Source organism: Allobosea sp. NPDC055332 (assembly GCF_053645455.1).
In genome coordinates, this window is the sequence record NZ_JBSHMO010000003.1 from 165,846 (window position 1) to 183,527 (window position 17,682).

Annotated in this window: 16 protein-coding genes; 12 read left to right on the forward strand and 4 right to left on the reverse strand. The window is 65.5% G+C overall.

The window, feature by feature from the left end; translation table 11 throughout:
* Positions 1-7 precede the first annotated feature (7 nt).
* Together ACWIGM_RS17175 and metC are read right to left on the reverse strand one after the other, a co-directional pair.
* The gene (locus ACWIGM_RS17175) at positions 8-715 is read right to left on the reverse strand and encodes a transporter substrate-binding domain-containing protein (RefSeq protein ID WP_454027175.1); all 708 of its coding nucleotides are present in this window, start codon (positions 713-715) and stop codon (positions 8-10) included.
* Between the two features lie 11 nt (positions 716-726).
* Positions 727-1,917 (reverse strand): cystathionine beta-lyase, encoded by a 1,191-nt coding sequence (gene metC, locus ACWIGM_RS17180; RefSeq protein ID WP_454027176.1) that lies wholly within the window; start codon positions 1,915-1,917, stop codon positions 727-729.
* Between the two features lie 273 nt (positions 1,918-2,190).
* Between metC and ACWIGM_RS17185 the strand changes: the two genes are divergently transcribed.
* From ACWIGM_RS17185 to ACWIGM_RS17215, 7 genes are all read left to right on the forward strand, one after another.
* Positions 2,191-3,264, forward strand: a complete 1,074-nt coding sequence (locus tag ACWIGM_RS17185) for an amino acid ABC transporter substrate-binding protein (protein ID WP_454027177.1) — start codon at positions 2,191-2,193, stop codon at positions 3,262-3,264.
* A 96-nt stretch (positions 3,265-3,360) separates the two neighbouring features.
* On the forward strand, positions 3,361-4,380 hold the full coding sequence (locus ACWIGM_RS17190; protein WP_454027178.1) for an amino acid ABC transporter substrate-binding protein: 1,020 nt from the start codon (positions 3,361-3,363) through the stop codon (positions 4,378-4,380).
* Between the two features lie 132 nt (positions 4,381-4,512).
* Entirely contained in the window at positions 4,513-5,535 is a 1,023-nt protein-coding gene (locus ACWIGM_RS17195; RefSeq protein WP_454027179.1) for an amino acid ABC transporter substrate-binding protein, read from the forward strand.
* A gap of 144 nt (positions 5,536-5,679) precedes the next feature.
* Positions 5,680-6,870, forward strand: coding sequence for an amino acid ABC transporter permease (locus tag ACWIGM_RS17200; RefSeq protein ID WP_454027180.1), 1,191 nt, complete (start codon positions 5,680-5,682; stop codon positions 6,868-6,870).
* 10 nt (positions 6,871-6,880) lie between these two features.
* On the forward strand, positions 6,881-8,260 hold the full coding sequence (locus tag ACWIGM_RS17205) for an amino acid ABC transporter permease (RefSeq protein ID WP_454027181.1): 1,380 nt from the start codon (positions 6,881-6,883) through the stop codon (positions 8,258-8,260).
* Positions 8,261-8,351: 91 nt separating this feature from the next.
* Entirely contained in the window at positions 8,352-9,068 is a 717-nt protein-coding gene (locus ACWIGM_RS17210) for an amino acid ABC transporter ATP-binding protein (protein WP_110492498.1), read from the forward strand.
* 138 nt (positions 9,069-9,206) lie between these two features.
* Positions 9,207-9,476, forward strand: a complete 270-nt coding sequence (locus ACWIGM_RS17215; RefSeq protein WP_454027182.1) for a hypothetical protein — start codon at positions 9,207-9,209, stop codon at positions 9,474-9,476.
* 79 nt (positions 9,477-9,555) lie between these two features.
* Here ACWIGM_RS17215 and ACWIGM_RS17220 read toward each other — a convergent pair whose 3' ends face one another.
* Entirely contained in the window at positions 9,556-10,719 is a 1,164-nt protein-coding gene (locus ACWIGM_RS17220) for a glycerophosphodiester phosphodiesterase (RefSeq protein ID WP_454027183.1), read from the reverse strand.
* Between the two features lie 182 nt (positions 10,720-10,901).
* Entirely contained in the window at positions 10,902-11,039 is a 138-nt protein-coding gene (locus tag ACWIGM_RS17225) for a hypothetical protein (protein ID WP_164470447.1), read from the reverse strand.
* 144 nt (positions 11,040-11,183) lie between these two features.
* Between ACWIGM_RS17225 and ACWIGM_RS17230 the strand changes: the two genes are divergently transcribed.
* From ACWIGM_RS17230 to ACWIGM_RS17250, 5 genes are all read left to right on the forward strand, one after another.
* On the forward strand, positions 11,184-12,482 hold the full coding sequence (locus tag ACWIGM_RS17230) for an RsmB/NOP family class I SAM-dependent RNA methyltransferase (RefSeq protein ID WP_454027184.1): 1,299 nt from the start codon (positions 11,184-11,186) through the stop codon (positions 12,480-12,482).
* A 119-nt stretch (positions 12,483-12,601) separates the two neighbouring features.
* Positions 12,602-12,913, forward strand: coding sequence for a putative quinol monooxygenase (locus ACWIGM_RS17235; protein ID WP_454027185.1), 312 nt, complete (start codon positions 12,602-12,604; stop codon positions 12,911-12,913).
* A gap of 74 nt (positions 12,914-12,987) precedes the next feature.
* Positions 12,988-14,565 carry a glutamine-hydrolyzing GMP synthase gene (gene guaA / locus ACWIGM_RS17240; RefSeq protein ID WP_454027186.1) on the forward strand — a complete coding sequence of 526 codons (1,578 nt, stop codon included), beginning with the start codon at positions 12,988-12,990 and terminating at the stop codon, positions 14,563-14,565.
* A 355-nt stretch (positions 14,566-14,920) separates the two neighbouring features.
* Positions 14,921-16,291: an FAD/NAD(P)-binding protein gene (locus ACWIGM_RS17245; RefSeq protein ID WP_454027187.1), complete on the forward strand. Its 1,371-nt coding sequence runs from the start codon at positions 14,921-14,923 to the stop codon at positions 16,289-16,291.
* 314 nt (positions 16,292-16,605) lie between these two features.
* Positions 16,606-17,676, forward strand: a complete 1,071-nt coding sequence (locus ACWIGM_RS17250) for an LLM class flavin-dependent oxidoreductase (protein ID WP_454027188.1) — start codon at positions 16,606-16,608, stop codon at positions 17,674-17,676.
* Positions 17,677-17,682 lie beyond the last annotated feature (6 nt).

Consider the following 17,682-nt stretch of genomic DNA (forward strand, 5'->3'; position numbering starts at 1 on the left):
CGAGACGTCAGTCTTCACCTGCGGCGAAGCCGTGGCGCGCCATCATCGCGCGATGCCAGCCGCTTCCGATGAGGCTTTCGAGCGCTGCGTCGAAGCGTGTCCGCAGCGCGGCGTGCTGCTTGCCGAAGGCGAAGGCTCCGGCGGCCGGAGCGCTCTCGCTGGCGGGCACGCTGACGACGGCCAATGCCGCATCGGGCTGGCGGGCGAGATAGCCGCGATGGGCCATGGCGACGCTGGCATAGGCGTCGGCCTGCCCGGTCCTGACCGCTGCCACGGCCTCTTCCTGTGTCGCGACGCGGATCGTCCGCTCCGGCGCGATGCCGGCAGCGAGCCCGGCTTGCTCCTGAACCTGCCCACCGACGACGACGAGGCAGGCACCAGCCGCCGCGACGGCGCGATAACCGGTCAGCCGTCCCTGATCGGCTGACCGGACCAGTAACCCGTCGGCAAGTGCCCAGACGGAGCGGCTGAAGTCCACCAGCTGCCGGCGCTCTGCCGTGACGAAGAGCGGTGTGGTCACTGTCCAGCGTCCGCTGGCGAGTCCCGGCAGCAACTCGGCGAAAGTGGTCAGCTGCTGCTCGAACTCCGCGATGCCGAGCATCCGCAAGGCCGCCGTCACCAGCTCGACGTCGCAGCCCTGTGCGGTGCCATTGGCCGCCGGCCAGCAGAAGGGCGGCTCGTCGAGATAGGCGAAGACGATCGGCCCTTCCGGCATCAGGGTGGCGCTCAGCTCGCTGCCCGCAGCCGCGCGAAGCCGGCGTCGAGATCCTCCTTCAGATCATCGAGGTCCTCGAGGCCGATATGGAAGCGGATCGTCGGGCCCTTGAAGCCGGGCGTGGTCGCGGTGCGATAGCGCTTGCAGTCGAAGGGCAGCACCAGGCTCTCATAACCGCCCCAGGACGCGCCCATGCCGAACAGCGCGAGGCCATCGAGCATGGCCGCGACGGCCTTCATCGAGACCGGTTCGAGCTCGATCGAGAACAGTGAGCAGGCACCGGTGAAGTCGCGCTTCCAGATGGCGTGACCGGGATCATTGGGCAGCGCCGGGTGGATTACGCGGGCGACCTCGGGCCGCGCCGCCAGCCAGTTCGCCATCTCCAGGCCAGCAGGCTGCAGCTCCTTCAGCCTGACGGCGAGGGTCCGGATTCCGCGCAAGGTCAGATAGGCATCCTCGGCGGCGATGATGACGCCGAGCGCCTCCCAGGTCAGCTTGAGCTGGGCATAGTGCTCCGGCGTGCGGGCCGATACCGTGCCGATCAGCACGTCGGAATGCCCCGCGTAGTATTTCGTCCCGGCCTGGACCGAGACGTCGACGCCGAATTTGTGCGCGTCGAAGAAAAGCGGCGTCGCCCAGGTGTTGTCCATCATCACCATGATGTCGCGGGCATGGGCCGCGGCGACGATCGCCGGGATGTCCTGGACCTCCAGGGTCTGGGAACCTGGCGACTCCGTCCAGACCGCCCGGGTGTTCGGCTTGAACAGCTCGGCGATGCCCTCGCCGATGAGCGGGTCGTAATAGGTGACCTCGACACCGTAGCGCGGCAGCATCCGCTCGCAGAAATTGCGCATCGGGTGATAGACGCTGTCGGTCACGAGGAAGTGGTCGCCGGCCCTCAGGAAGGCGAGGGTAGGCAAGGTGCAGGCGAGCAGGCCGGACGAGCAGGCGAGCACGCCGGCGCCGCCCTCCATCGTGTCGGCGGCGGCGAGCAGCGCGTCGATCGTCGGGCTGCCCGAGGTGCCGTAGCTGTAGCGCGCTTTGCGGACGAGGAAATCCTCGGTGTTCGGATAGACCACCGTCGAGCCGCGCACGATCGGCGGGTTGACGAAGCCATAGCTGTCGGATGGGTCGCGGCCGGCGAGGGCGAGGCGGGTCTTCTCGCGCAGCCGCGCGAACTCAGGCTTGGACAGCTTTTTCATGGGCCGGGGGATCAACGCGAGCTGGATTGGGGCAGGGCGGGTTGTGGTCGCACTTGACCACCTCCGGAAAGTCGCATGTGATGCTCGCAGTGAAAAGAGATGGGGGCACGGGGCGCCTTTGCTTGACGCTCATGCACGGCTCTGGCAATCGGCGCGCGCCGCACTTCGACTAATGTTTAGGCATCGAACGGGATGAAAAGTCGCGACGATGCGGGGGGATCGGCACGTTCCGGCCGGCAGGCGCCGGCGGGGCCATTCATGGGAGAGATCAAAATGAAGAAATTCATGGCAGCCGCGGTCGCCGGGTTCGGCTTCGCGCTGGCGGCGGCGAGTGCGCAAGCGCAGGCGCCGCAGACCCTTGCTCAGGTGAAGAGCCGCGGCACGCTCAATTGCGGTTCCAACACCGGCCTCGCCGGCTTCGGCGTGCCGGATGCGCAGGGCAACTGGACCGGTCTCGACGTCGATTTCTGTCGCGCCATCGCGGCGACGATCTTCAACGACCCGACCAAGGTGAAGTTCATCCCGCTCTCGGCCAAGGACCGCTTCACGGCCCTGCAGTCGGGCGAGGTTGACGTGCTCGTGCGCAACTCGACCTGGACGATGTCGCGCGACACCGCGCTCGGCCTGCAGTTCACCGGCGTGAACTACTATGACGGCCAGGGCTTCATGATCCGCAAGAAGCTCGGCGTGAACTCGGCGCTGCAGCTCAACGGCGCCTCGGTCTGCACCCAGCAGGGCACCACGACCGAGCTCAACCTCGCCGACTTCTTCCGGGCCAACAACCTGAAATACGAAGTCGTCGCCTTCGCGACCTCGGACGAGACCGTCAAGGCCTACGATTCCGGTCGCTGCGACGCCTTCACCACCGACGCCTCGGGACTTTATGCCGAGCGCCTGAAGCTGACCGCTCCGGACGACCACATGGTCCTGCCCGAGATCATCTCGAAGGAGCCGCTCGGACCGGCGACCCGCAACAACGATGCGCAGTGGTTCGGCCTGGTGAAGTGGGTCCATAACGCCATGCTGAACGCCGAGGAGCTCGGCGTGACCAAGGCGAATGTCGACGAGATGCTGAAGTCGAGCAATCCCGAGATCAAGCGCCTGCTCGGCACCGAGGGCAAGTTCGGCGAGAGCGTCGGCCTGACGGCGGATTGGGCCTACCGGATCGTCAAGCACGTCGGCAATTACGGCGAGAGCTTCGAGAAGAACGTCGGTCAGGGCTCGCTGCTGAAGATCGCCCGCGGCCAGAACGCGCTGTGGACCAAGGGCGGCCTGCAATACGCCGCGCGGGTGCGATATGGATTTGGGGGGGGGGGCGCTCCCCCCCCCCGCCCCGATTCTCTCTAGACGACTGGAAACGGTGGGGTTTCCGGGCCGGCATGGTCTAGTAGACGCCACCGACAGAGAACGGGCCGAACCCGTTCCGCCGGACAGGGGACGTGCATGATCAGGATCATCAGCGCGGCATTGCTCGCCGTCGCGGCAGTGTTCGGCGCCGCGAATGCGCAGGCGCAGCAGACCCTCGCTCAGATCAAGAGCCGTGGCGTCCTGAACTGTGGCTCCAACAACGGCCTGATCGGCTTCGGCGCGCCTGATGCGCAGGGCAATTGGAGCGGCCTCGATGTCGAGTATTGCCGCGCCATCGCCGCGACGATCTTCAACGATCCCGGCAAGGTGAAGTTCGTTCCGCTCTCGGCCAATGACCGCTTCAAGGTGCTCTTGGCCGGCGAGATCGACGTGCTCGTCCGCAACTCGACCTGGACCATCACGAACGACACCCCGCCCGGTCTGCTCTTCACCAATGTGAACTATTATGACGGCCAGGGCCTGATGGTGCGCCGCAAGCTCGGCGTCATGTCGGCGATGCAGCTGGCCGGCGCGTCGATCTGCGTGCAGCGGGGCACGACGACCGAACTCAATGTCGTCGACTACTTCAAGACCAACAACCTGCGGCACACCATCGTCTCCTTCGACACCGGCCCTGAGACGCTGAAGGCCTATGATGCCGGCCGCTGCGACGCCTTCACCACGGATGCTTCGTCGCTCTATTCCGAGCGCCTCAAGCTGACCGTGCCGGACGACCACATGGTCCTCGTCGAGATCATTTCGAAGGAGCCGCTCGGTCCTTTGACGCGTGACAACGACTCGCAATGGTTCAAGCTGGTGCGCTGGGTCCATTTCGCCATGCTCAACGCCGAGGAGCTCGGCGTGACCAAGGCCAATGTCGATCAGATGCTGAGGTCGGCCAACCCCGAGATCCGGCGCCTGCTCGGTGTCGACGGCAAGTTCGGCGAAGGCCTCGGCTTGACCAATGACTGGGCCTACCGGATCGTCAAGCATGTCGGCAATTACGGCGAGAGCTTCGAGCGTACCGTCGGCAGCCGCTCTGTGCTGCGGATGTCGCGTGGTCAGAACGCCTTGTGGACCAAAGGGGGACTGCAATACGCGCCGCCGATCCGGTGAGTTTTTTGGGGATCAACTCGGTTTTCGTCAGGGAGTGAAAGAGGAGGATGAGGTCGGCAGGGGCTGGCCTGGGGCTTGCTAGCTAATCGAGAGCGGGAAAACCCGTTCCGCCAAACAGGGGACAGAACAACAATGAAACAGATCATTGGCGCGGCGCTCATCGCCGCCTCCGCAGCCATATGCGCGAGCGGAGCACTCGCCCAGTCGGCTACTCTGGCGCAGGTCAAGAATCGCGGCATCCTGCTCTGCGGCTCCGGCACCGGTCTCGCCGGTTTCGGCATTCCTGATCAGCAGGGCAATTGGAGCGGCATGGACGTGGACGTCTGCCGCGCCGTCGCTTCGGCCATCTTCAACGATCCGACCAAGGTCAAGTTCATCCCGCTCTCGGCCAAGGACCGCTTCACCTCGCTGCAGTCGGGTGAGGTCGATCTGCTGTCGCGCACCACGACCTGGACGATCTCGCGCGACACCTCGCTCGGCCTGAACTTCGCCGGCGTCAACTACTATGACGGCCAGGGCTTCATGGTTCGCAAGAAGCTCGGCGTCGATTCCGTGCTGAAGCTTGCCGGCGCCTCGATCTGCACCCAGCAGGGCACCACGACCGAACTCAACCTCGCGGACTATTTCCGCAGCAACAAGATCAAGTACGAGGTCGTCGCCTTCGCCTCCAACCAGGAGACGGTCAAGGCCTATGAGGCTGGTCGCTGCGACGCCTTCACCACCGACGCCTCGGGCCTTTATGCCGAGCGCCTGACGCTCTCGAATCCGGACGACCATATGGTGTTGCCGGAGATCATCTCGAAGGAACCGCTCGGCCCGGTTGTGCGCCATGGCGACGATGTCTGGCTCGATATCGTCAAATGGTCGCTCTTCGCCATGGTCAATGCCGAGGAGCTGGGCATCACCAAGGCGAATGCCGACGAAATGCTCAAATCCGACAACCCGGAAATCAAGCGTTTCATCGGGACCGAAGGCAAGTTCGGCGAGCCGATGGGCCTGACCAATGATTGGGCCTATCGGATCGTCAAGCACGTCGGGAATTACGGCGAGAGCTTCGAGCGCAATGTCGGCGCGGGCTCGCTGCTCAAGATCGCGCGGGGCCAGAACGCGCTCTGGAGCAAGGGCGGGCTGCAATACGCGCCGCCGATTCGCTGAGAACCACCGGTGCGCAGCCCAAGCCGCGCATCGCTCATTGAAGCTGTCTTGTTCCGGCGAACCGGATAACAATACCGGCCGGCAGTGGTCCTCGCGGATCGCTGCCGGACCCTCGGTCGCCAACATTTGAGAAGGGCGTCAGACGTGTCGACTACTTCCGCAGAGGTCAGGCCAGGCAAAGCCTCGCTGTTCTACGACCCGAAAATCCGGGGCTATGTCTATCAGTTCCTGCTGCTCGCCGCGGTAGGCTTCCTGATCTGGTCCGCCGCCTCGAACGCGATCGAGAACCTGCGGGCCCAGAAGATCGCCTCCGGCTTTGGCTTCTGGCACAACGCCTCGGGCTTCGACATCAACCAGAAGCTGATCCCCTACGACGCCTCGAGTGGCACCTATGGCCGCGCCTTCTGGGTTGGCCTCCTGAACACGCTGCTCGTCGCCTCGATCGGCATCGTGCTCTCGACCTTCCTCGGCTTCTTCGTCGGCGTCGCCCGGCTGTCGAGCAACTGGATCGTCTCGAAGATCGCGATGATCTATGTCGAGGTCATCCGCAACGTGCCGCTGCTGCTGCAGCTGTTCTTCTGGTACAATGCGGTGCTGAAGCCGCTGCCCAATCCGCGCCAGTCGATCGAGCTGCCGGCGGGCGCCCTGCTCAACAACCGCGGCCTCTACGTTCCCGATCCGCAATTCGGCCCCGGCGGCAACCTGATCATCTGGGCTTTCCTGATCGGCCTCGTCGCGACCTTCGTCTTCCGCTCCTGGGCCCGCAAGCAGCAGGCTGCGACCGGCAAGCAGTATCCGATCGGCTGGGTCGGCTTCGGCCTGATCGTGGTCCTGCCGACGCTGGTCTATTTCGCCACCGGCCGGCCGATCACCTTCGTCTATCCGGAACTCGCCGGCTTCAACCTGCGCGGCGGCATCCAGATCTTCCCGGAATTCGTCGCGCTGCTGATCGGCCTGACGACCTACACCGCCGGCTTCATCGCCGAGGTGGTGCGCGCTGGCATCCTGGCCGTTTCCAAGGGCCAGACCGAGGCTGCCAATGCGCTCGGCCTGCGCGCCGGGCCGACGCTGAAGCTGGTCGTCATCCCGCAGGCGATGCGGGTGATCATCCCGCCGCTGACCTCGAACTATCTCAACCTGACCAAGAATTCCTCGCTGGCGGTCGCGATCGGCTATCCCGATCTCGTCCAGGTCTTCACCGGCACGGTGCTGAACCAGACCGGCCAGGCGGTCGAGGTCGTCGCCATCACCATGGCGGTCTATCTGACCATCTCGCTGGTGACGTCCCTGTTCATGAACATCTACAACAAGCGCATGGCGCTGGTGGAACGGTGAGGGCGCCCCGATGACCGACGCAACCACCGAAATGGCTCCCTACGCCTTCGTCCGCAAGGAGACGCTGGAACAGCAGCCGGCGCCGCTCTCCGTCGCCGGGCCGCTTGCCTGGGTCAGGCAGCACCTGCTTTCCAGTCCGCTCAACATCGCGCTGACCTTGCTCAGCCTGTACATCGTCGTGACGACGGTGCCGGAGATGATCCGCTTCTACTTCCTCGATGCGGTCTGGACCGGTACCAGCCGCGACGCCTGCCTCGCAGATAAGGTCGGACGGCCGGTCGGAGCCTGCTGGGCCTATATCGCCGACCGCTTCCAGTACTTCATCTACGGCTCCTACCCGATCAGCCAGCGCTGGCGGGTCAACATCGTCTTCGTGCTGTTCGCGCTCGGCGTGGCCTGGCTGCTCTGGACGAACGCGCCGAAGAAGAAGCTCGGCATCTTCTTCTTCTTCGTGCTGCTGCCGATCTCGGCCTATGTGCTGCTGCTCGGCGGCCCCGGCGCCGAGCGCTTCCTCGGCATCTGCATGACGCTGACCCTGGCGCTTGCGGCGCTCTACGTCATCCTGTCCTTCGTGCCGCAGCTCGTCCGCTTCTATATCGGCGAGGCGGCGCTTGGGGTGGTCGAGCAATTGCCGGTCTGGAAGCGCTTCTTCGGACCGAAGCAGCTCGTGCTGTTCGCGCTCGCCATCTTCGTCTTCCTCAGCCTGCTGGCGAGCAGTGTCGGCCTGCCGCGGGTCGATACCGGGCTCTGGGGCGGCATGACCGTCACCTTCCTGATCGCGGCGGTCGGCATCGTCTTCTCGCTGCCGCTCGGCGTGGTCCTGGCGCTGGGGCGACGCTCCAGGCTGCCGATCATCCAGCTGCTCTCGGTGATCTTCATCGAGTTCGTCCGCGGCGTGCCGCTGATCACCGTGCTGTTCATGGCCAACACCATGCTGCCGCTGTTCGTGCCGCAGGAATATTCCCCGGACCGGCTGCTGCGGCCGCTGGTCGGCGTTGCGCTCTTCGCCGCCGCCTACATGGCGGAGGTGGTGCGCGGCGGTCTGCAGGCGATGCCCAAGGGCCAGTACGAGGGCGCGATGTCGCTCGGCCTCGGCTATTGGAGCATGATGCGGCTGATCATCCTGCCGCAGGCGCTGCGCATCGTGATCCCGGGCATCGTCAACACCTTCATCGGGTTGTTCAAGGATACGACGCTGGTCACCATCGTCGGCATCTTCGACTTCCTGCGCACCATCGAGGCGACGCTGGTCGATCCGACCTGGGCGACGCCGACCACCCGCGCGACGGGCTATGCTTTCGCCGCGGTTTTCTATTTCCTGTGTTGCTGGGGTATGTCGCGCTACTCGATTGCGGTCGAGAAGCGGCTTGCCGCCGGCCAGAAGCGTTGAGGGGAACAAGAACATGGCTATGGCAGAAACCACCAGCACGCGCCCGGCGGCCCTGAAGCAGACGGCGCTGAACACGGCGACGGCGGTCGAGATGATCGCGGTCAACAAGTGGTATGGCGAGTTCCATGTGCTGCGCGACATCAATCTGAAGGTGTCGCGCGGCGAGAAGCTCGTGATCTGCGGTCCGTCGGGCTCGGGCAAGTCGACGATGATCCGCTGCATCAACCGGCTCGAGGAGCACCAGAAGGGCCAGATCATCGTCGACGGCACCGAGCTCACCAACGACCTCAAGAAGATCGACGAGATCCGCCGCGATGTCGGCATGGTCTTCCAGCACTTCAACCTGTTCCCGCATCTGACGATCCTGGAGAACCTGACGCTGGCGCCGATCTGGGTTCGCAAGATGCCCAAGAAGGACGCCGAGGAGATCGCGATGCACTATCTCAAGCGCGTCAAGATCCCCGAACAGGCGGCGAAGTATCCCGGCCAGCTCTCGGGCGGCCAGCAGCAGCGCGTCGCCATCGCCCGCTCGCTGTGCATGAGCCCGAAGATCATGCTGTTCGACGAGCCGACCTCGGCGCTCGATCCGGAAATGGTCAAGGAGGTGCTCGACACCATGGTCTCGCTCGCCGACGAGGGCATGACTATGCTCTGCGTCACCCACGAGATGGGTTTTGCCCGCCAGGTCGCCGACCGCGTCATCTTCATGGACGCCGGCCAGATCGTCGAGATGAACGAGCCCAACGAGTTCTTCAAGAACCCGCAGCACGAGCGCACAAAGCTCTTCCTCTCCCAGATCCTGCACTGAGCGGGACTATCCGCTTCCTTCCGCGACGGCGCCCTTGCGGGCGCCGTTTGCGTTGGTGACATGATCTTGGAGGCGTTGCCGGCAGGGAACCTTTGCCGGCCCGCATCGTTGCTTTCCCCAACAATGGAGGAAAAGCCGATGAAACTGCTTGCTTCGACCCTTGCCGCGGGCCTGCTGCTCGCCGGTAGCGGCGCCTTCGCACAGTCCGTGGATCTCGGGCCGGGCGGCGTCAGGATCGACACACGCACGCCGCACCAACGCGCGATGGATCGCGAGGATCGCTGGCGCGAGCGTGATCGCTGGGAGCGCCGCCGCGCCTATCGCGCCGAGCGCGACTGCCGCACCGAGACGCGGATTCGCGAGACCCCGCGCGGGGAAATCCGTCGCACGGTCCGTGTCTGCGACTAAGCGTAAGTTGAGTTCAGTCTAGTCGTGTCTACGAGGCCGCCGCACCCAGTCGGTGCGGCGGTCTTGTTTCGTCGGGCGGTTACTTGGCGTTGCGCGCCTTCACGGCCTGGTCCGGGAAATCCGAAAACAGCCCGTCGATGCCGAGCGCCAGATAGGCCTTGTATTCGGCCTGCGGATCGCCCTTGAAATCGGAAGCGAGGCGCTTGGGCTCGCTGCGGAAGGTCCAGGTGTGGACGAACAGGCCGACGGCGTGGGCGTTCTTCACAACGTCGGTCGGCGGCAGCAGCACGCGGTCACGCTCGTCGATCGTGCCGTCGCCATTGAGGTCGCGCGGCTTGCCATCGTCGCCGAACACCTGCTTGGCCGGCATCAGATAGGGCTTCCAGGGGCCGACGCCATCGGCATAGGTCTTGACCTCCTTCAGGCCCTCGGCGGTGACGAGATCCTTGAAGGTCCGCTTGTCGCCGGTGACGACGAAGTCATAGGGCTTGTCGAACGGGGCGGCGAGCACGATGCCGCCATCCTTGTCGACATCGTCGGCGTCGACGAGCTGGATCAGGCGCAGCTGTGTCTTGCCGCGCAGATATTTGAGGTTGGCGGTCTCGAAGCTCTGGATGATCACCGGCGAGGTCTTCTCGGTCCAGCCGGCGGCTTTCAGCTGATCGAGCAGCTTGTCCTCGATCGCAAGACCCAGGGCCGAGTGATAGGTCGAGTGCTTGATCTCGGGATAGATGCCGATTGTGCGGCCGGTGCGGGCGCTCTCGGTCTTGGCGAGATCGATGACCTGCTGCAGCGTCGGGATCTCGTATTTGCCATTATGCGACTGGTCGCGGTCGGCGAAGGCCTGCTTGGCCCGCAGCGTCTTGAGCTCTGCGAGCGTGAAATCGGAGGCGAACCAGTCGTTGGTGTCGACGCCGTCGACCTTGCGGGTCGTCTTGCGCGCGGCGAATTCCGGCCGGGTCGCGACATCGGTGGTACCCGACATGATCGGCTCGTGGCGGACCACGAGATGGCCGTCCTTGGTGGCGACCAGATCCGGCTCGATGAAGTCGGCACCCTGCTCGATCGCGAGCTTGTAACCTTCGAGCGTGTGCTCAGGGAGATAGCCGCTGGCGCCACGATGGCCGGCGATCAGGGCCGGCTTGCCGTCGAGGGTGGGGGCGGGGCTCTGCGCCAGGGCCGGCGCGGCCAGCACGAGGGCAAAGGTCGCCAGCATCGTCGCCGGCTGGAACAGGGGCTTCATTTCGTCCGATCCTCGTGTCCTGTGAAAGGTCGCGAAACTGCTCGGTCGATATGACAGGCCGGTGAAGGCCCGTTTGCCTCTTCGCAGTGCCGGAAGATCGTCCCTGCCGGTACCGCGAAGGTGCGCTTTAAAGGCTCCAGCCACTCGCTTGCCATTGGCGACGAGCGACCGGAGCGGGAGGCTCAGCGGCGGCCTTCCAGCGTGGTCTTGGCGTCGAGGCGCTTGGACGGCGGCGGCGTGGTGTCGACCGGCTGGGTCGCGCAGGCCGCGAGCGACAGGCAGAACAGGCCGGCGAGCGCGAGGCGGGAGAAGGCGGTCATTTCGGAAATCCCCAGGCGGTTGGCGTTGCGGAAGGAGTTGTATCGTCTTGCGCCCTGTGGGACGAGGGCGTCAAGGGTCCTGTCGCGCTTCGGAATCGTTCCAGTTCGCGCCGGCCCGCGTGATCGAGACAGGAACTGCCGGACATGACCCCAGCCGCCCGCCTTAGCGCCGCCATCGAGGTCCTCACGGACCTGATCGAGCGTCGGCGCCCGGCGGCCGATGCACTGAAGGACTGGGGATTGTCGCGCCGCTTTGCCGGCTCCAAGGACCGCGCCGCCATCGCCTCTCTGGTCTATGACGCGCTCCGCCGCCGTGCCTCCTCGGCGCACGCGCTTGGTGAGGAGACGCCACGGGCGCTGGTGCTGGGCATGCTGGTGAGCCAGCGCGGCATGGGCGTCGAGGAGATTTCGGAGCTCTTCAACGGGCAGAATCACGCGCCGGCGCCGCTGACCGAGTTCGAAGTCGCCGGGCTCGCCGCCTATGACCTCAACGCCGCGCCGGGCTGGGCGCGCGCCGATGTCCCCGACTGGCTCTGGCCGTCCTTCATGGCCGGTTTCGGCGACGATGCGGTCGCGGAAGGACAGGCCCTGGCGGGCCGGGCGCCGGCCGATATCCGCACCAACCGCCTGAAGACCGACCGCGACAAGCTGCGTGCGGCGCTGGCCCATCTTCAGCCTGAGCCGGGCGCCTGGTCGCCCGATGCCTTGCGCTTCCTGCCCGGACCCGATGGCCGTGGCCCGTCGCTGCAGAGCGAGCCGGGCTTCTTTAACGGCGAGTTCGAGATCCAGGACGAAGGCTCTCAGCTCGTCACCCTGCTCGCCGGCGCGCAGCCGGGCATGACCGTCGTCGATCTCTGCGCCGGCGCCGGCGGCAAGACACTGGCCCTGGCCGCGGTCCTCGACGGCAAGGGACGCATCTTCGCCACCGATCTCGACAGCCGTCGGCTGGCGCCGCTGCACGATCGGCTCACCCGCTCGGGCGCCGCCAATGTCGAGGTGCGCGTGCCCAAGAGCCGCGGCCATGATGCGCTCGCCGATCTCGCCGGCACGATCGACCTGGTGCTGGTCGATGCGCCTTGCACTGGCTCCGGCACCTGGCGGCGTAATCCCGATGCGAAATGGCGGGTGCGCACCGGCGCACTGGCGGAGCGCGTCAAGGAACAGGCGCAGGTGCTCGACCGTGCCGCCAGCCTGGTGAAGCCGGGTGGGCGGATCGCCTACATCACCTGCTCGATGTTGCCTGAGGAGAACGACGGCGCGGTCGAAACCTTCCTGGCACGGCATGCCGGCTTCGGGCCGGTGGCGACGCGGTCCCTGCTCGATACCGGCGAGGTCGATTTCGGCCTGCTCAGCCGCTTCGCCACGCGTTTTGGCCTGCAGCTCTCGCCGCGCCGCACCGGGACGGATGGGTTCTATCTGAGCTGCCTTTCGGCGCCGGCCTGATCGTCTCGGCAGCCCGCGGCTGGTATCAGCCTTGTCCCTAAGGGCGCGATTTGTGCGTCTTGCGAGAGCTCGGCCGCGCCGACATCTCCTCGGCATCCTCATCGGAAAAGGTGCCGACCATGACGCAGACCATCGACGAGACCCTGGTTTCCATCGCAGTCCTGAAAGCGAAGCCCGACCGGCGGGAAGCCTTGCGCCAGAGCCTGCTGGCGCTGATAGAGCCGACGCGCGCCGAGCCGGGCTGCCTCGACTATGTGCTGTTCGAGCTGCAGGGCGAGCCTGGTACCTTCTACATGCGCGAGGCGTTCACCAGCCCGGCCGCGCTCGAAGTCCACAAGGCGACGCCGCATTTCCAGGCCTTCGCAGCCAAGGCCGGAGACGTGTTGGCTGAACCCCTGCGGCTGATCTTCCTAGACCGGGTCTCGTCCTGAGACTTCTCGCGGTGCCGGTCTGATCCGCTCTCAGCGCCGTTGCGCGCTCGCGCGCGATGGCGTAACCGGGCGCGATGAGCGCCCAGCCCCAGAACCCCGTGCCCCACGACTCCATCCTGATCATCGACTTCGGCAGCCAGGTCACGCAGCTGATCGCGCGCCGGGTCCGTGAGATCGGGGTTTATTGCGAGATCGCGCCGTTCCAGTCGGCCTCCGAGGCCTTCCAGCGGCTCAAGCCCAAGGGCGTGATCTTCTCCGGCGGCCCGGCCTCGGTGCCCGATGAAGGCTCGCCGCGCGCGCCGCAGGAGGTGTTCTCTTCCGGCTTGCCGCTGCTCGGCATCTGCTATGGCCAGCAGACCATGGCGCATCAGCTCGGCGGCACGGTCGAAGGCGGCCATGCTGCAGAGTTCGGCCGCGCCGATGTCGAGATCGTCACGCCGTCGGCCTTGTTCGAAGGCGTCTGGGAGCAGGGCGGGCGCTATCCGGTCTGGATGAGCCATGGCGACCGCGTCACCCAGCTGCCGGCGGGCTTTTCCGTCAAGGCGACCTCGGAGAACGCGCCCTACGCGGTGGCGAGCGACGAGGAGAGGCGCTTCTACTCGACCATGTTCCACCCCGAGGTGGTGCACACGCCCGATGGCGGCAAGCTGCTGCGCAACTTCGTCGTCGATATCTGCGGCTGCAAGCCCGACTGGAGCATGTCGGCCTATCGCGCCGAGATGCAGAAGAAGATCCGCGACCAGGTCGGCAAGGGCCGGGTGATCTGCGGGCTCTCCGGCGGTGTCGATTCGGCGGTCGCGGCCGTGCTGATCCATGAGGCGATCGGGGATCAGCTCACCTGTGTCTTCGTCGATCACGGCCTGATGCGGATGAACGAGGCGGAGGAGGTCGTGCGCCTGTTCCGCGACCACTACAACATCCCGCTGGTTCATGTTGAGGCCGAAGAGCTTTTCCTCTCCGAGCTCGCCAAATGCGGCGCCGATCCGGAGGCCAAGCGCAAGACCATTGGCCGGCTCTTCATCGATGTCTTCGACGCCGAGGCGGCCAAGCTCGGCGGTGCCGATTTCCTCGCCCAGGGCACGCTCTATCCCGACGTGATCGAGAGCGTCTCGTTCAGCGGCGGCCCCTCGGTGACGATCAAGAGCCACCACAATGTCGGCGGCCTGCCCGAGCGCATGAAGATGAAGCTCGTCGAGCCGCTGCGCGAGCTGTTCAAGGACGAGGTGAGGGTGCTCGGCCGCGAGCTCGGTTTGCCCGAAGCTTTCGTCGGCCGCCATCCCTTCCCGGGGCCGGGCCTCGCCATCCGCTGCCCCGGCGAGATCACCAAGGAGAAGCTCGACATCCTGCGCAAGGCGGATGCGATCTATCTCGAGGAGATCCGCAAGGCCGGGCTCTACGACGTGATCTGGCAGGCTTTTGCCGTGCTGCTGCCGGTGCGCACCGTCGGTGTGATGGGCGACTACCGGACCTACGACCATGTCTGTGCGCTGCGGGCCGTGACCTCGGTCGATGGCATGACAGCGGATTTCTACCCCTACGACATGGCCTTCCTCGGCCGCACCGCGACCCGCATCATCAACGAGGTCAAGGGCATCAACCGGGTGGTCTACGACGTGACCAGCAAGCCCCCCGGCACGATCGAGTGGGAATGAAGGATAACAAACGGCGGTAACGGCGTAATGCCGGCTACGATTTGTGCTGCCAAGGGCGCGGATCGTGGCAGTGTATTGCGCCTTTCGCCCAATCTGGGCCTTGTGGAGTTCGGACCGGCGCTGACAGGGGACTTGCGCGACCGGTCGGGTCTGTTTCAGAATTGGCCTGGAAGCGGCTTGAGGCCGTCCGATCATCGGCTTCAATGACTGAGCAAGTCATTCCATCAGTGTCCCGCTGCCTCTGAGCAGCCACAGGTGCTGGCACACCCAACATTCACGGAGACGGCGTGCGACAGAATCTGCACCTGTCGGGCCGAGTCCGCCAGACTGCTCCACATGAATCGGCGGCGTGCCGATGACCGGCCTGCCTGGAACGCGGGTCATCATCATTGGCGGGGGCGCCAGCGGCGTGCTGATGGCTTGCCATCTGCTGCGCGATCAGCCGGATGATTGCGTGGTGACGCTGATCGAGCGCCGCGAAAAAGTGGGGCCGGGGCTCGCCTTCTCGACAGATCGCCCGGAGCACCTGCTGAACGTCCGGGCGGCGAATATGAGTGCCTTTCCGGACGATCCCTTGCATTTCTGGCGCTGGCTGAGCGCAGGCAGCGTCGACAGGTTCGAGCCCTGTCCCGACCCCTACTGCTTCGCACCGCGCCACCTATACGGAGACTATGTTTCCCATCTCGTCGAGCGGGCAATTCCGGGCTCGGAAGGGCAGAAGCGGCTGCACATCGTCCGTGGCGAATGCTGCGCCATCGAGGAGAGGCCGAACGGAATCGCGGTCACCCTTGCCGACGGCACGACGCATCTCGGTCAAGTTGCCGTCCTTGCAACCGGCAACGAGGCCTATGACTGGCAGCAGGCCGGTCGGTATCTGAGCCCCTGGGGGGCGGAAGCCACCGCACTGGCGCATTCGCCGCTGCCCATCCTCATTCTCGGCACCGGCCTGTCGATGGTCGACTATGTGCTGACCTTGCTGCAGAAGGGCTATTCGAGGCCGATCTATGCGCTGTCGCGCCGTGGCTTGCTGCCGCGGGTTCATCAGGATGCCCCGGTGCTTCGGCCTGGCAAGGAGGACGTTCCCTTCGGGGGCAGTGCGATGGCCCTCCTGCGCTGGTTCCGCCAAGCCCTGGCAGAGCATGCGAGGCAGGGTGGCGACTGGCGCAGCGTCGTCGACGGCATTCGGCCCTTCAGTCAGGAAATCTGGTGGAAGCTCTCGGTCCGGGCCAAAGGGCGCCTGCTGGAGCACGCACGAGCGCATTGGGATGTTCACCGTCACCGGATGGCCCCTCAGGCGGCGAAGCGGCTGGAAGAGGCGACTGCCAGCGGGCAACTGAAGATCCTGTCGGGCAAGATCGCCTTGCACGAAGCTGGCGAGCACGGCCTGGAGGTTTCCTATCGCCCCCGTAGCCGGCCGACGCTCGAGACATTGCAGGTCGGCAGCATCGTCGATTGCCGGGGAATCACGGCTGATCCCGGTCAATCGGCCAATCCCGTCCTGAAGTCGCTGCTCGCGCAGGGGCTGGCTCGAGTCGATGCCCTGCGGATCGGTGTTGACGTTTCGGCCGAGTGCGCTCTCCTCAATACGTCGGGCCTGGCCTCCCGCCGCCTGTTCGCAATCGGGCCGCTGACGCGGGCAGCATTCTGGGAAACCGTCGCCATCCCCGACATTCGCGAGCAATGCACCAAGCTCGCGCGACATATCAAGCTGCAGGCGGCTCGCTGACCGCGACCAGACTTGTGCTGTCTTGTTTTTAATAGCGAACGATCTGGGCAAGGGGGCGCTCGCATTGCCGGTCGCGGCGCACAACGGCCGTGTCGGTCAGCGGTCCTATGAGCACAAATTGTCTCTCGGAATTTGAGGATGACAATCTCCTCTGGTGAGGATGAGGAGATTGTCATCTCATCTGAAGCGTTCTTTTGAAAGAACGTTTCATTGACGTGGTGGTGGAGGGGAGCGCACTCTGAGGAGCGCCCCGTGATGCCTGCGCTCGGCAGGCCGGAAACCTGCTTACGCCTGCCTGATCGCGAAACGACGACATGAGCCTTGAATCCGACTACCTCTGGTACATCCCGAATGTCGTCGAGCCCGGCCATCGCGGCGATTCCGCCGCCGAGGGCCATAACAGCCTCGAGACCCTGACCAGTCACGCCAAGGCGCTGGAGGAGCACGGCTGGAAGGGCGCGCTGATCGGCACCGGCTGGGGCCGGCCCGACACCTTCACGGTCGCTGCCGCGCTCGCGGCCCGCACCACGACCTTCGAGCCGCTGATCGCGATCCGTCCGGGCTATTGGCGGCCGGCGAACTTCGCCTCGGCCGCCGCCACGCTCGACCATCTGACCGGCGGACGCGTGCGCATCAACATCGTCTCCGGCAAGGACAACCTCGCCGCCTATGGCGACAGCGAGGGCGACCAGGCTCACCGCTATGGTCGCACCAGGGAGTTCATGCGGCTGACCCGCAAGCTCTGGACGCAGGAGAATGTCGACTTCACCGGCGAGCATTTCCGCGTCGATGGATCGACCGTCGTGCCGCGAAGCCAGGTCCGCGGTGAGCGTCGGCATCCAAAACTCTATTTCGGCGGTGCCTCGGAGGCGGCGGAGCGGGTGGCGGCGACCGAGGCCGACGTCCAGCTCTTCTGGGGCGAGCCGCTCGAAGGCGTTCGCGAGCGGATCGAGCGGCTGAAGGCGCTGAGCCGCGATCTCGACCGCGACCTGCCGCCGCTGGAATTCGGGCTTCGGATCACGACCTTCATCCGCGACACCGCCGAGCAGGCCTGGGCTGAAGCCGAAGCCAAGGTCGCCGAGATGGCCAAGGGCAAGGGCGCAGGCTGGAACGACCATCAGCGCGCGACGGCCGTGGGACAGAAGCGCCTACTCGACCTGCACGCGCAGGGCGAGGTGCTCGACGACAACCTCTATACCACGCCCGGCAAGTTCGGCGGCGGTGGGGCCGGCACCACCTGGCTGGTCGGCTCGGCCGAGGATGTCGCGCGCTCGCTGCGCAAATATCGCGATCTCGGCATCCGCCATTTCGTCCTGTCGGACACGCCCTATCTGCCCGAGATCAGGCGGCAGGGCGACCAGCTGCTGCCCTTGCTGCGCAACTGAGGCGGC

Coding starts and splice junctions, on each gene's coding strand:
- ACWIGM_RS17175 (WP_454027175.1), bottom strand. CDS start 715: ATGCCGGAAGGGCCGATCGTCTTCGCCTATCTCGACGAGCCGCCCTTC.
- metC (WP_454027176.1), bottom strand. CDS start 1,917: ATGAAAAAGCTGTCCAAGCCTGAGTTCGCGCGGCTGCGCGAGAAGACC.
- ACWIGM_RS17185 (WP_454027177.1), top strand. CDS start 2,191: ATGAAGAAATTCATGGCAGCCGCGGTCGCCGGGTTCGGCTTCGCGCTG.
- ACWIGM_RS17190 (WP_454027178.1), top strand. CDS start 3,361: ATGATCAGGATCATCAGCGCGGCATTGCTCGCCGTCGCGGCAGTGTTC.
- ACWIGM_RS17195 (WP_454027179.1), top strand. CDS start 4,513: ATGAAACAGATCATTGGCGCGGCGCTCATCGCCGCCTCCGCAGCCATA.
- ACWIGM_RS17205 (WP_454027181.1), top strand. CDS start 6,881: ATGACCGACGCAACCACCGAAATGGCTCCCTACGCCTTCGTCCGCAAG.
- ACWIGM_RS17210 (WP_110492498.1), top strand. CDS start 8,352: ATGATCGCGGTCAACAAGTGGTATGGCGAGTTCCATGTGCTGCGCGAC.
- ACWIGM_RS17215 (WP_454027182.1), top strand. CDS start 9,207: ATGAAACTGCTTGCTTCGACCCTTGCCGCGGGCCTGCTGCTCGCCGGT.
- ACWIGM_RS17220 (WP_454027183.1), bottom strand. CDS start 10,719: ATGAAGCCCCTGTTCCAGCCGGCGACGATGCTGGCGACCTTTGCCCTC.
- ACWIGM_RS17225 (WP_164470447.1), bottom strand. CDS start 11,039: ATGACCGCCTTCTCCCGCCTCGCGCTCGCCGGCCTGTTCTGCCTGTCG.
- ACWIGM_RS17230 (WP_454027184.1), top strand. CDS start 11,184: ATGACCCCAGCCGCCCGCCTTAGCGCCGCCATCGAGGTCCTCACGGAC.
- ACWIGM_RS17235 (WP_454027185.1), top strand. CDS start 12,602: ATGACGCAGACCATCGACGAGACCCTGGTTTCCATCGCAGTCCTGAAA.
- guaA (WP_454027186.1), top strand. CDS start 12,988: ATGAGCGCCCAGCCCCAGAACCCCGTGCCCCACGACTCCATCCTGATC.
- ACWIGM_RS17245 (WP_454027187.1), top strand. CDS start 14,921: ATGACCGGCCTGCCTGGAACGCGGGTCATCATCATTGGCGGGGGCGCC.
- ACWIGM_RS17250 (WP_454027188.1), top strand. CDS start 16,606: ATGAGCCTTGAATCCGACTACCTCTGGTACATCCCGAATGTCGTCGAG.